Source organism: Streptomyces sp. Tek67B01 (genome assembly GCF_055231995.1).
Window position 1 is genome coordinate 3,705,065 of the sequence record NZ_JBUYUY010000001.1, and the last position, 12,099, is coordinate 3,717,163.

The following is a 12,099-nucleotide window of genomic DNA, read 5'->3' on the forward strand; positions in this document are numbered from 1 at the left end:
GCTTCACCCTTCGGCTTGCCGGTAAATGATGGTGGTACTGCCCACGACGATCCGCGAGCCGTCGCGGAGCGTAGCGCGGGTGGTGTGCTGCCCGTCCACCACGATGCCGTTGGTGGACCCGAGATCCTGGATCGTCGGGGGCGTTCCGGTCCGGATCTCACAGTGCCGGCGCGATACGCCGGGGTCGTCGATCCGCACATCGGCCTCGGTGCTTCGGCCGAGTACGAGCGTGGGGCGCGAGATCTGGTGGCGGGTGCCGTTGATCTCGATCCAGCGGCGCGTGGTGCCCGGGGCGCCCGCTCCCGGGCCGGCGCCGGGGCCGCCCCTGCGGGCGGCGGGACCGCCGGGCGGCGGGGCGCTGGGCATGGGCGGGGCGGCGACCGGGGGGTACCCGTATCCGCCCTGCTGCGGGCTCTGGGGAGCCTGTCCCTGTCCCTGTGCGGCGGCGCCCGGCTGGGAGGTGCTGGAGGCGAGGGTCCGACTGCGGACGCGGTACAGACCGGTGTCCAGGTCGTCGGCCTTCTCCAGGTGCACCTTGATGGGCCCCATGAAGCTGTAGCGCTGTTGCTTGGCGTAGTCGCGGACGAGGCCCGCGAGCTCGTCGCCGAGCTGGCCGGAGTAGGGGCTCAGGCGGTCGTAGTCGCCGGTGCTGAGTTCCACGATGAAGTCGTTGGGAACGACGGTCCGCTCGCGGTTCCAGATCGTGGCGTTGTTGTCGCACTCGCGCTGGAGGGCGCCGGCGATTTCCACCGGCTGTACTTCGGACTTGAAGACCTTGGCGAAGGTGCCGTTCACCAGACCTTCGAGTCGCTGCTCGAACCGCTTCAGAACTCCCATGGGGCACCTCCTCCGTCGTTGTCGCCCTGTACTGCTTACTGATCGTATCCACGCGTGGCGGATTCGGGTGGTTCCCCTCCACTCCCTTGCCCAGGAGTGTTGGTCCTCACAAGGATCGTAGGTGCGCTTCAGGGACAGTGTCCCGCACCGGGAGCGGAGTGCGGGAGGGGACCGTCGTGGCGGTGGTCGCGGGCGGTCGGAAAGCGATGTGATTCCACCCCGTCCGACGTGCTAATGTTTCGACGTCGCCAGGGGAACGGCCCGAAAGGGAAGAACCACTGGAGAGCTGCTCGGGCGAGTGGCGGAACGGCAGACGCGCTGGCTTCAGGTGCCAGTGTCCTTCGGGACGTGGGGGTTCAAATCCCCCCTCGCCCACTGAGGACTCCGATGAAACGGTGTTCTTGGAAACGACGAAACGGTCGTCATCGCGAAAGCGATGGCGGCCGTTTTGCTTTGTCCCCGCGTGTGTTGGGGCGGGGGTGCGTGTGTGACCGCTCCGTTGAGGACGCGTCAGGCGTGGGGTGCCGGTGACGTACGTCATGGAGGGGCCGTGGGTCTTCCACGCGAGCCGGTGACATCCGTACCCGCTGATCCGGCGGCGCCGCGGGCAGGGTGGGGCCGTGCGGGCGGCCCCGACTTTCGGCGTGCGGTGCGCGACGAAAGAGGACAGCCGCCGCAGTGCCAGGGTGTCTAGGGTCGGGCGCGTGGATGTGACGGCGAGGATACGGGCGGGCTGGGACTGGTCGAAGGGACCCGAGCAGTGGACCCGGCGCACCCTGGCGGTGGACCTGGCACTCGTGGGGGTGCTCGTGGTGCTCGGCCTGGGTGTGGAGGAACTCGACCACGGCTCCCCGCCGCGGATGCTGACCAGCGCGGTCGCCGTGGCGCTGCTGGTGCTGCTGCGGCGACGCCTGCCGGTGACGACCCTCGTCGTGGCGGCGGCCGTGTCGCCGTTCCTGCCCGGAACGCTGTTGGTGACGAGCCTGTTGGGCTGGTCGGCGGGGCGGCGGATCGTCGGGGTGGGCCGGGCGCTGGGCGCTTTCACGGTGGCCTTCATCGCGGAGGTCGGCCTGAGCGTGGTGGAACAGGGCTCGTACCTGCGGCCGTTGCTGGTGATCGTCTTCTCGGCGCTGATGTTCCTGGCGACCACGGTGATGCCGGGTCTGGCCAGCCGTTACTGGTCCCAGCGACGCACCCTGTTGCGCGCCCTCCGGGAACGCAACGGCCAGTTGTTGCGGGAGCGGGCGATGGTCGCCGGGCAGGCCCGGCTGCGGGAACGGCAGCGCATCGCTCAGGACATGCACGACAGCCTGGGCCACCAACTGGCGTTGATCTCGGTCCACACGGGGGCGCTCGAAGTCGATCCCAAGCTCACCGACCACCAGCGCGAGGCGGTGGGCGTGCTGAGACAGGCTTCGGTCGCGGCGATGCACGAGCTGCGCGAGGTCGTCGGGATCCTCCGGGACGGGGTCGAGGCGCCCGCCCCGGTCGAGGAGGCGGCGCAGCCGGCGGCGCGCGGGGTGGCGGGCATCGCCGGGATCGTGGAGGCGGCCCGGGGCGCCGGGACCGATGTGCGGCTGACCACCTCGGGGCGGCCGAGGCCGTTGGCCGCGGCCTGTGACCACGCGGCGTACCGGATCGTGCAGGAGGCGCTGACCAATGCCTACAAGCACGCCCCGGGCGCGCGCATCGCGGTGGAGCTGCGGTACGAGGACGACTCGCTGGTGGTGGAGATCGCCAACGGTCCCGCGGCCGGACCGGACGACGCCGAGGTGGTTTCGGGCGGACAGGGGCTGACGGGGCTGCGGGAGCGGGCCCGGCTGGTCGGAGGGATGGTGTACGCGGGCGCGGCCGACGGCGGGGGGTTTCGGGTGGCCGGTGTTCTGCCGTACGGAGCGGAGCCGGCGGGGGCCGAGGAGCCGGCCGACGACTTCGGCCAACAGGCCCGACCGCCGGCGTCGAAGGACGCGCCGCCGATGGACTGGGCGGCGGTGGACCGCGAGCTTGAGGTGCGCGGCCGCAGTCGTACCGGGGGTGTCGCCCTCGGGTGCGGCATCGCCTTCGCGGCGGTGGTGTTGCTCGTGATCGTCATCGGGGCCGGGGTGGCGCTGGTGGTGAGTTCGGCGACGGACGCGATGATCAGCCGTGCCGACTTCGACGCGGTCCGTGTGGGCGAGCCCGAGCAGGCGGTCCGCGATCGGTTGCCGGACGGGGAGAACTTCCTGACCTCCGGAATGGAGGGGAAGGGGCCGGCGCGGCCGGAGGGCAGCCACTGCCTGGTGCTGCTGTCCGAAGAGGACTCGCGGTTTGGCACCGATACGGCTTTCCGGTTCTGCTTCAAGGACGGCAAGCTCGTCGACAAGCAGGCGTACGAAGTCGAACAGTAGGAGCGCGGGTGCCGGCACGAGTGATCAGAGTGGTGATCGCCGACGACGAGCCGTTGATCCGGGCCGGGATCAGGATGATCCTGACCTCGGCGCCGGACATCGAGGTCGTGGCGGAGGCGGCGAACGGCCGGGAGGCCGTGGAGCTGGCCCGCGCTCATGGGCCGGACGTGCTGCTGCTCGACATCCAGATGCCCGTGACGGACGGGCTGACGGCCCTCGGTGAGCTGGGTCGCGCGGCTCCCGACGTGCGGGCGCTGATCCTCACCACCTTCGGGGAGAAGGAGAACGTCCTGCGGGCCCTGAGCCGGGGCGGTGCGGGGTTCCTGCTGAAGGACTCGGCACCCGGCGAGCTGATCGGCGCGGTACGGGCGGCGGCGGCCGGGGACGCGTACCTTTCGCCCGGGGCGGCCCGGCACGTCGTCGACCAGTTGGTTTCGGGACGGTCGGCCGGGCGGGCCGAGGAGGCCCGGCGCCGGGTCGCGGAGTTGAGCGAACGTGAACGCGGGGTGTTGGCCGTTTTGGGCGAGGGACTGTCCAACGCGGACGCCGGCCGTCGGCTGCACATGAGCGAGGCGACGGTGAAGACGTACGTGAGCCGCATCCTGGCCAAGCTGGAGTGCGAGAACCGGGTCCAGGCCGCCCTGCTGGCCAGGGACGCCGGGCTGTAGATACGGTCAGCCCGAATCATTGATGTTGGCCGGGAAGTACGGCAGTTACGGGTGGGGGGCGGCACGCATGGTGGCGGTACCGGCGGAGCGGGCAGTGGAAGTGGAACCGGCGACGGGAGCCGGGCGGATACCGCGGGTCGCCGGGTTCGCGCCGCGGGTCGTGGCGGGCTCGGCCAAGGAAACCGGCAGGGCGCTGCGGGTACGCGTGCCGCGCTCCGCGCACGCGCGGTTCGAGGCCCCGGCCGGGCGGCCGGACGCCGTGCGCGCGGTCGAGGAGTCCAACGTGGGGCGGGTCGCCGAGCTCACCCCGATCCGCGTGGGCCGGATGGCCGCGAACCCCTTCGCGTTCCTGCGGGGCGCGGCCGGCCTGATGGCCCACGACTTGTCCGGCGGTCCGGTGACCGGCGTCGGCGCACAGATCTGCGGCGACGCGCACGCGGCCAACTTCGGCCTCTACGGGGACGCGCGCGGCCGACTCGTCATCGACTTGAACGACTTCGACGAGACGGTGTTCGGTCCGTGGGAGTGGGACGTGAAGCGGCTGGCGACCTCGCTGGTCCTGGCCGGCCGCGTGGCCGGAGCCGATGAGGACACCTGCCGGGCCGCCGCCCTGGACGCGGTGGGCGCCTACCGGCGGACCATGCGGCTGTTGGCGAAGCTGCCGGCGCTCGACGCGTGGAACGCCATCGCGGACGAGGAACTGGTCTCGCACACCGATGCCCGGGACCTGCTGGGCACGCTGGAACGCGTCTCGGAGAAGGCCCGCAACAACACCTCAGCCCGGTTCGCGGCCAAATCGACGCAGGCCGGTCCCGACGGGTTCCGTCGTTTCGTGGACGCGCTCCCGGTCCTGCGCCGGGTCGGTGACGACGAAGCGACTGCCGTGGCGGCCTCGCTGGGCCCGTACCTGAACACCCTGCAGGGCGACCGACTGCCGTTGCTGGCCCGGTACGCCATTCACGACGTGGCGTTCCGCGTGGTCGGCACCGGCAGCGTGGGCACCCGCTCGTACGTGGTGTTGCTGCTGGACCACCGCGGGGAGCCGCTGGTGCTCCAGGTGAAGGAGGCGCGGCCTTCCGTGCTGCTGCCGCACCTGCCCGCGCTGGGCTTCCACGCGCCGGAGGAGGAGCACGAGGGGCGCCGGGTGGTGGCCGGGCAGCAGCGGATGCAGGTGGTCTCGGACATCCTGCTGGGTTGGACCACCGTGGAGGGACGGCCCTACCAGGTCCGCCAGTTCCGCAACCGCAAGGGCAGCGTGGACCCGGCGGCGCTCGCACCCGAGCAGATAGACGACTACGGACGGATGACCGGCGCTCTGCTGGCCCGGGCCCACGCGCACAGCGCCGATCCGCGGGTGCTCGCGGGGTACTGCGGCAAGAACGAGGAGCTGGACGAGGCGATGGCGGCCTTCGCCATGGCCTACGCGGACCGGAGCGAGGCCGACCACGCCTATCTGCTGGCGGCGGTCCGGTCGGGCCGGATCGCGGCGGAGTTCGGCGTCTGAGCGGCCGGTCCCTCCGGGTGGTGGGCGGTGGGCCGGACCCGGGTGGATGTTTCACGTGAAACGCCCCCGGTGGATGTTTCACGTGAAACACGAAGCTTCCACCGGGGCGGACGGGCCGTAGGCTGGCCGGGTGAGCGAGCACACGGAGCAGACAGTCCCCCAAGAGCCCGCCGACTCCGGCGACGAGCGGCCCGAGGCCCGGCTCGATCGGGCGGTGCGGGCCGCCGAGCAGGCACTGATCGAGTTCGAGATCGCGGTGGAGACCTTCCGGGTGGAGGTGGAGAACTTCTCCCGGTTGCACCACCAGAAGCTCGGCCCGATGTACTCGCGGCTCGACGAGCTGGACGCGCTGATCGCGGAGGCGAAGGCAGCGCGTACCGGCGAGCCCGAGGACCTGCGGCGGGCCCGCGACGCGCGGTCCCTGGTGATGCCGATGCCCGGGGTCGACGAGCTGTTCCACGACTGGATGGACTCCGACGGGGTCTCCGACGACGCCTCCGCGATGCTCACCGACCGTACGGTGCGCCCGCCGGAGCGGGTGCGTCCGACCGAGGAGGTACGTCGGCTGTACCGCGAGCTGGTACGCAAGGCGCATCCGGATCTCGCCCAGGACGAGGCCGAGCGGGTACGGCGGGACGCGTTCATCGCGCGGGTCAACGCGGCGTACGGGCGGGGCGAGGAAACCGTGCTCCGCGAGCTGGCCGAGGAGTGGGCGGCGGGTCCCGCGCCGGAGGCGGCACGGCCCAACGAGAGCGAGGAGCTGTACGCGCGGCTGGAGTGGCTGGCTCGGCGCAAGGAGCTTCTGGCGGCGTTGGCGCGCGAGCTGGAGGAGGGCGCGATCGGGTCGATGCTGCGGATGGCTCCGGAGGACCCGGACAGGCTGCTGGAGGAGATCGCCGAACAGTTGCTGGCCGATGTCTCCCGGCGTGAGGCGGAACTGGCGGGTCTGATCGCCGAGCAGTGAGGCGCCCGGCGCGGGGCGCTCAGCCCGGATGAGGCCGGCGCGGATGGGATCGGAGCCGAAAGGACCGGCGCGGATGAGGTCGGCGCCCGCCTCGGATTCCATGGGACCCGGGCCGGTATAGGTTGGCTTTCAGGTCTGCGACCAGAGATCTGTGACGAGAGAAGGCGACGTATGAACTTCGGACCGCTTCCCTCGGTGGGTGCCGCCGAGGTGCCCTCCGAAGGCTTTGTCCTGGACGTCCGCGAGGACGACGAATGGGCGGCCGGGCATGTCGAGGGCGCGCTGCACATCCCGATGAGCGACTTCGTGGCCCGCTTCGGCGAGCTCACGGAAGCCATCGAGGACGGCGGCCGGGTCCATGTGATGTGCCGGGTGGGTGGACGTTCCGCGCAGGTCACCCAGTACCTCGTCCGTCAGGGCGTCGACGCCGTGAACATCGACGGCGGCATGCAGGCCTGGGACGGCGCCCGGCGCCCGATGGTCAGCGAGAGCGGCCAGCCGCCCTTCGTGCTCTGAGTCGCGCCTGCCTGCTGTGAGCCGGAGCCGCCGGGGCCGGGGAGGGGCCGGCCCGGCGGGTCAGCCGAGGGAGTGGGCGGCCAGCAGGTCGCCGAGTGCCTCCTCGTGCGCGGCGGCCGGTCCCAGCTGGAGTTCCAGCTGCTTGGCCCAGGCGTGGTAGCGGTGCAGGGGGTAATCGGTGTCGGCGCCGAAGCCGCCGTGCAGGTGCTGGGCGGTCTGCACGACGCGGCGTACGCCCTCGGCGGCCCAGATCTTGGCCACGGCGACATCGCCGGCGAGCGGCAGCGGGCCCCCCGCGCCCGCCGCCGCGCTCTCCAACCTCCAAGCCGCCTGCCACAGGGTGACCTCCATGGCGCGCAGGTCGATGTACCGGTCCGCGGCCTGCACGGCGACGGCCTGGAACGTTGCGACGGGGAAGCCGAACTGCTCGCGTTTCCCGGTGTACCGCCCGGTCATGCCCAGCACGGCCTCGCCGAGACCGAGCGCGAGGGCGCACGTGCCCGTCGCCAGCAACCGGTGGAGCCGGTCCCATGCCTCGGGGTCCTCGATGACGTGTGTGCCGGGCACCCCCACACCGTCCAGGGTGAGGTGGGCGAGCCGCTCCCCGCTGGTCGAGTACTGGTTTGCGAGGGTCAGACCCTCGGTGACACGGGGAACCAGCGCGAGGACCGCCGCTCCCTCCCCGGTGTGGGCGGGTACGGCGATCCAGTCGGCGCTCTGCGCCCAGGAGACCGCGGTCTGCACCCCGTTCAGGACCCAGCGCGAGCCGTCGCGGCGGGCGGTGACGGCGAGTTCGGCCGGATCGTGGCCGGTTCGGCCGTGTGCGGCGGCGGTCAGCACGAGGGTCCCGCGTCCGGCTCCGGGGAGCAGGTCGGCGGCCAGTTCCGGGCCGCCGTGTGCCTGGACCGCCATGGCGGTGGCGCAGTGCTCCAGCAGCGGTACCCGGGCCAGCACCTTCGCCGCCTCGCGCAGCACGAGGCAGAGTGCGATCGCGTCGAGACCGGCCCCACCGTGTTCCTCGGCGAGGACCAGACTCAGCAGGTCGGAAGCGGCGAGCTTGGCCCACAGCGGCCGGTCGAAGTCGTCGGCCACCGCTCCCGGGGTGAGCGCGGGGCTCGGAACGCTGTCGGGCGAGACACCCGCGAACACGGCCCTGGCCGCTTCGACGGCGGCCTGCTGCTCCTCGGTGAAGGTGAAGTCCACTGCCAGTCCTCCCGGGTGTCCACCGGACGGTGTCGGGTCAGAGCCGCCCTCGAATCTGACGGAGCGTCAAGATAGAGCACCCTCCGCCAAAAGCACAGCCTGTGAAAGCACAGCCCGCGCAGAGCACAGCCCGTGGACCGGGAGGACCGGCCGGTCAGCGGTCGAAGTCGATCTCGACTTCCTCCGTCACCGCGTGGGACTGACAGGCCAGCACGAAACCGGCCTCAGTCTCCTCCGCCTCCAGCGCGAAGTTGCGGTCCATTCGCACCTCGCCCGACACCAGGAACGCCCGGCAGGTCCCGCAGACGCCGCCCTTGCAGGCATACGGGGCGTCCGCGCGGTTGCGGAGCACGGCATCCAGCAGGGACTCCCCGTCCTGGACCGGCCAGGTGCCCGAACGGCCGTCGAGACGGGCGGTGACCCGGCCCCGCGAGGCGGCGGCCGAGGGCGACCGGCCTCCGGCCGGCGCGGTGTCCTCGACGTGGAAGATCTCCTCGTGCACCCGGGTCCGCACTACGCCCAAGGCGCGCAGCGCCCGCTCCGCTCCCTGTACGAGCCCGTACGGGCCGCACAGGAACCACCCGGTCACTTCCGCGACGGGCAGCAACGCCGGGAGCAGGGTGGTCAGCCGTTGCTCGTCCAGCCGGCCGGAGGGCAGTCCGGCCTCCTGCTCCTCCCGGGAGAGCACGGTGACGAGCTGGAAGCGGTCGGGGTAGCGGTCCTTGAGGTCGGCCACCTCCTCCAGGAACATCGTCGAAGCAGCCGTACGGTCGCTGCGCACCAGGCAGAAGCGGGCGTCCGGGCGGGCTGCCAGCAGGGAGGCGGCGATCGACAGCACCGGGGTGATCCCGCTGCCGCCGACGATGGCCGCGTAGTGCGCGGCGGCGGGCGCCTCGGCCGGGTCCAGGACGAACCGTCCGGCCGGGACCATCACGTCCAGGACGTCCCCGGCGGCGATCTCCTTGTGCGCGAAGGTGGAGAACTCGCCACCCTCCACCAGCCGCACGCCGACCCGCAGCGCGGAGGGGCCGGCCTCACCCGGGGCCGGGGAGCAGATCGAGTAGGTACGGCGGACCTCGGAACCCTCGGGAGTGGCGCGGCGCAGCGTCAGGTGCTGGCCCGGCGCGTGCCGGTATTCGACCCGCAGTTCCTGCGGGACCCGCAGGGTCAGGGCCACCGAGTCGTCGGTGAGCCGGTCGACCGCCGCCACCGTGAGGGCGTGGAAAGCGCCGTGGCGCGCGGGACGCGGCGACCCGGACGTGGGCGACGTCGGCGGCACGGCCATTTACAGCTCCTTGAAGTGGTCGAACGGTTCACGGCAGGCGACGCAGCGGCGCAGCGCCTTGCACGCGGTGGAGGAGAACCGGCTGAGCAGTTCCGTGTCGGTCGATCCGCAGTGCGGGCAGCGGACCGACAGCGTGAGCGGGACCGGGCCGCCGGCGGCGTGCGGGCGGGGCGGGGCGATCCCGAATTCGGCGAGCTTGCGCCGGCCCTCGGCGCTGATGTCGTCGGTCGACCAGGCCGGGGCCAGCACGGTGGTCACCCGCACATCGGGGATGCCGTGCCCGGTCAGGACCCGCTCGATGTCGGCGGACATGGCCTCGATGGCCGGGCAGCCGGTGTACGTGGGCGTGAGGAGGACCTCGACGTGGCCGTCCTCATGCATCCGTACCCCGCGCATGACGCCGAGCTCGGTGAGGGTGAGGACGGGCAGCTCGGGGTCGGGTACGGAGCCGGCCAGCTCGGCGAGCTCCGCCTCCAGGCGGGTCGTCCCGTCACCCGTGGCCGGTCCCTTTCCCGTGCCGGGCGCCGCGTCGGTCACCATGACGCCCCCGGATGACTGCGGTGCAGATGCTGCATCTCGGCCAGCATCCGGCCGAACGGCTCGGTGTGCAGCCCCTGCCGGCCGGCCCCGGCGGCCCAGGCGCCCGTACGCGGTCCTTCGGGCAGGTCGAGGCCGGCGCGCACCAGGACCGCTTCGAGGGCGGCGAGCCAGCGCTCCTCCAGGGCGCCCCACTCGACGCCTTCGAGTCCGTCCACCGGCTGGAACATCTCGCCGGTGTACTTCCACAGCGCGTCCAGCGCGGCCCGTATCCGGGCGTGGCTCTCCTGCGTGCCGTCGCCGAGCCGGAGCGTCCACTGTTCGGCGTGGTCGCGGTGGTAGGCGGTCTCCTTGACTGCCTTGGCCGCCAGGGGCGCGAACGGTCCGTCGCCGGCGGCCAGTTCCGTGTACAGCTCCTGCTGGTAGAGCGAGAAGCAGAGCTGTCGGGCGATGGTGTGGGCGAAGTCGCCGTTCGGCTGCTCGACCAGCTGGAGGTTGCGGAAGGAGCGTTCCTCGCGGAGGTACGCCAGTTCGTCCTCGTCGCCGGCCATGGACAGCAGGAGGCGGGCCTGGCCCAGCAGGTCGAGGGCGATGTTGGCGAGGGCCACCTCCTCTTCCAGGACAGGCGCGTGGCCCGCCCATTCGCCGAGGCGGTGGGAGAGGATCAGGGCGTCGTCCCCGAGGGCCAGGGCGGCGGACCGGACTGCCTCGCCGTCGGTCGCCTCGCCGGTCGCGCGGGTGGTCACGGGCGGGGTGTTCGCGTGGCTGTTCACAGGTGGCGCACCCCCTCGGGGATCTCGTAGAAGGTGGGGTGCCGGTAGGGCTTGTCGGCGGCCGAGGCGAAGAACGGGTCCCGCTCGTCCGGGGAGGAGGCGGTGATCTCGGTGGAGGGCACCACCCAGATCGAGACGCCTTCGCTCCGCCGCGTGTAGAGGTCACGGGCGTTGCGCAGGGCCATCTCCGCGTCCGGGGCGTGCAGGCTTCCCGCGTGCGTGTGCGAGAGGCCGCGCCGCGAGCGGACGAACACCTCCCACAGCGGCCAGTTCTGCGTCATGCCTGTGTCTCCTCGTCGTTGGTCGCCGGCCGTCCGGCGTGCTCTGCGATGGTGCCGTCCGCCGGGCGGCCGGCTTGGCGCTCCGCCTGCTTCGCCGCGTACGCCGCGGCCGCGTCCCGTACCCAGGCGCCTTCCTCATGGGCGGTGCGCCGCTGGTCGAGGCGCTGCTCGTTGCACGGACCGTTGCCCTTGAGCACGTTCCAGAACTCGGCCCAGTCGATCGCGCCGAAGTCGTAGTGGCCGCGCTCCTCGTTCCACTCGAGGTCCGGGTCGGGCAGGGTCAGTCCCAGCGACTCGGCCTGCGGGACGGCGATGTCCACGAAGCGCTGGCGCAGCTCGTCGTTGGAGTGGCGCTTGATCCGCCAGGCCATCGACTGCGCCGAGTGCGCCGATTCCCCGTCCGGCGGGCCGAACATCATCAGCGACGGCCACCACCAGCGGTCGACGGCGTCCTGGGCCATGGCGTGCTGGGCCTCGGTGCCCTTCGACAGGGCCAGGAGCAGCTCGTACCCCTGGCGCTGGTGGAAGGACTCCTCCTTGCAGATGCGGACCATGGCGCGGGCGTACGGACCGTACGAACAGCGGCAGATCGGCACCTGGTTGGTGATGGCCGCCCCGTCCACGAGCCAGCCGATCGCACCGACATCGGCCCAGGTCAAGGTGGGGTAGTTGAAGATCGAGGAGTACTTCTGCTTCCCCGCGTGGAGTTTGTCGAGCAGCTCGTCACGGCTGGTGCCGAGGGTCTCCGCGGCGCTGTACAGATACAGGCCGTGGCCGGCCTCGTCCTGCACCTTGGCCATCAGGATCGCCTTGCGGCGCAGCGAGGGCGCGCGGGTGATCCAGTTGGCCTCGGGCTGCATGCCGATGATCTCGGAGTGGGCGTGCTGGGCCATCTGGCGGACCAAGGAGGCTCGGTATTCGTCGGGCATCCAGTCGCGCGGCTCGACGCGCTCGTCCGCGGCCACGGCGGCATCGAACGCCGCGGCGAGCTGTGCGCCGAGGTCGCCCTCACCGCCCGGGGCTGCGTGCCCCGGCTGCGCGGGGCCCGTGCCCAGGCCTGCTTCCTGCCCAGATTCCGGGGTCACTGTGACCATCCCGGCCCCCTGTCAGAGTCTGCTTTCCGCCCGACCGACCGATCGTTCGG

General features: G+C 71.9%; 12 protein-coding genes and 1 tRNA gene. 6 read left to right on the forward strand and 7 right to left on the reverse strand.

What is annotated here, in order from left to right; genetic code table 11:
• Positions 1-3: 3 nt before the first annotated feature.
• Positions 4-837 (reverse strand): FhaA domain-containing protein, encoded by an 834-nt coding sequence (locus tag ACV7NM_RS16685; protein ID WP_463411010.1) that lies wholly within the window; start codon positions 835-837, stop codon positions 4-6.
• A 292-nt stretch (positions 838-1,129) separates the two neighbouring features.
• Between ACV7NM_RS16685 and ACV7NM_RS16690 the strand changes: the two genes are divergently transcribed.
• The 6 genes from ACV7NM_RS16690 to ACV7NM_RS16715 all read left to right on the forward strand — a co-directional run bounded on the left by ACV7NM_RS16690 (position 1,130) and on the right by ACV7NM_RS16715 (position 6,876).
• Positions 1,130-1,212, forward strand: a tRNA-Leu gene (locus ACV7NM_RS16690).
• Between the two features lie 329 nt (positions 1,213-1,541).
• Positions 1,542-3,224: a sensor histidine kinase gene (locus ACV7NM_RS16695; protein WP_463411011.1), complete on the forward strand. Its 1,683-nt coding sequence runs from the start codon at positions 1,542-1,544 to the stop codon at positions 3,222-3,224.
• A gap of 8 nt (positions 3,225-3,232) precedes the next feature.
• A complete protein-coding gene (locus ACV7NM_RS16700) occupies positions 3,233-3,892 on the forward strand; it encodes a response regulator (RefSeq protein ID WP_463411012.1) in 660 nt (219 codons plus the stop codon).
• A 67-nt stretch (positions 3,893-3,959) separates the two neighbouring features.
• Complete coding sequence (locus ACV7NM_RS16705; protein WP_463411013.1) at positions 3,960-5,396, forward strand: DUF2252 domain-containing protein; 1,437 nt, start codon at positions 3,960-3,962, stop codon at positions 5,394-5,396.
• Positions 5,397-5,526: 130 nt separating this feature from the next.
• The gene (locus ACV7NM_RS16710; protein WP_463411014.1) at positions 5,527-6,360 is read left to right on the forward strand and encodes a J domain-containing protein; all 834 of its coding nucleotides are present in this window, start codon (positions 5,527-5,529) and stop codon (positions 6,358-6,360) included.
• Between the two features lie 171 nt (positions 6,361-6,531).
• Positions 6,532-6,876, forward strand: coding sequence for a rhodanese-like domain-containing protein (locus ACV7NM_RS16715; protein ID WP_463411015.1), 345 nt, complete (start codon positions 6,532-6,534; stop codon positions 6,874-6,876).
• Between the two features lie 60 nt (positions 6,877-6,936).
• Here the strand turns inward: ACV7NM_RS16715 and ACV7NM_RS16720 are convergent, their stop codons facing one another.
• The 6 genes from ACV7NM_RS16720 to paaA all read right to left on the reverse strand — a co-directional run bounded on the left by ACV7NM_RS16720 (position 6,937) and on the right by paaA (position 12,049).
• Positions 6,937-8,079, reverse strand: a complete 1,143-nt coding sequence (locus ACV7NM_RS16720; RefSeq protein ID WP_463411016.1) for an acyl-CoA dehydrogenase family protein — start codon at positions 8,077-8,079, stop codon at positions 6,937-6,939.
• Positions 8,080-8,233: 154 nt separating this feature from the next.
• On the reverse strand, positions 8,234-9,364 hold the full coding sequence (locus ACV7NM_RS16725) for a 2Fe-2S iron-sulfur cluster-binding protein (protein WP_463411017.1): 1,131 nt from the start codon (positions 9,362-9,364) through the stop codon (positions 8,234-8,236).
• On the reverse strand, positions 9,365-9,904 hold the full coding sequence (gene paaD / locus ACV7NM_RS16730) for a 1,2-phenylacetyl-CoA epoxidase subunit PaaD (protein ID WP_463411018.1): 540 nt from the start codon (positions 9,902-9,904) through the stop codon (positions 9,365-9,367).
• A complete protein-coding gene (paaC, locus tag ACV7NM_RS16735; RefSeq protein ID WP_463413962.1) occupies positions 9,898-10,647 on the reverse strand; it encodes a 1,2-phenylacetyl-CoA epoxidase subunit PaaC in 750 nt (249 codons plus the stop codon). The genes paaD and paaC overlap by 7 nt, the downstream gene beginning before the upstream one ends.
• A 23-nt stretch (positions 10,648-10,670) precedes the next feature.
• Positions 10,671-10,955 (reverse strand): 1,2-phenylacetyl-CoA epoxidase subunit PaaB, encoded by a 285-nt coding sequence (gene paaB / locus ACV7NM_RS16740; protein WP_463411019.1) that lies wholly within the window; start codon positions 10,953-10,955, stop codon positions 10,671-10,673.
• Complete coding sequence (paaA, locus tag ACV7NM_RS16745) at positions 10,952-12,049, reverse strand: 1,2-phenylacetyl-CoA epoxidase subunit PaaA (protein ID WP_463411020.1); 1,098 nt, start codon at positions 12,047-12,049, stop codon at positions 10,952-10,954. Before paaA ends, paaB begins: the two co-directional genes overlap by 4 nt.
• Positions 12,050-12,099 lie beyond the last annotated feature (50 nt).

Coding starts and splice junctions, on each gene's coding strand:
- ACV7NM_RS16685 (WP_463411010.1), bottom strand. CDS start 837: ATGGGAGTTCTGAAGCGGTTCGAGCAGCGACTCGAAGGTCTGGTGAAC.
- ACV7NM_RS16705 (WP_463411013.1), top strand. CDS start 3,960: ATGGTGGCGGTACCGGCGGAGCGGGCAGTGGAAGTGGAACCGGCGACG.
- ACV7NM_RS16715 (WP_463411015.1), top strand. CDS start 6,532: ATGAACTTCGGACCGCTTCCCTCGGTGGGTGCCGCCGAGGTGCCCTCC.
- ACV7NM_RS16725 (WP_463411017.1), bottom strand. CDS start 9,364: ATGGCCGTGCCGCCGACGTCGCCCACGTCCGGGTCGCCGCGTCCCGCG.
- paaD (WP_463411018.1), bottom strand. CDS start 9,904: ATGGTGACCGACGCGGCGCCCGGCACGGGAAAGGGACCGGCCACGGGT.
- paaB (WP_463411019.1), bottom strand. CDS start 10,955: ATGACGCAGAACTGGCCGCTGTGGGAGGTGTTCGTCCGCTCGCGGCGC.
- paaA (WP_463411020.1), bottom strand. CDS start 12,049: ATGGTCACAGTGACCCCGGAATCTGGGCAGGAAGCAGGCCTGGGCACG.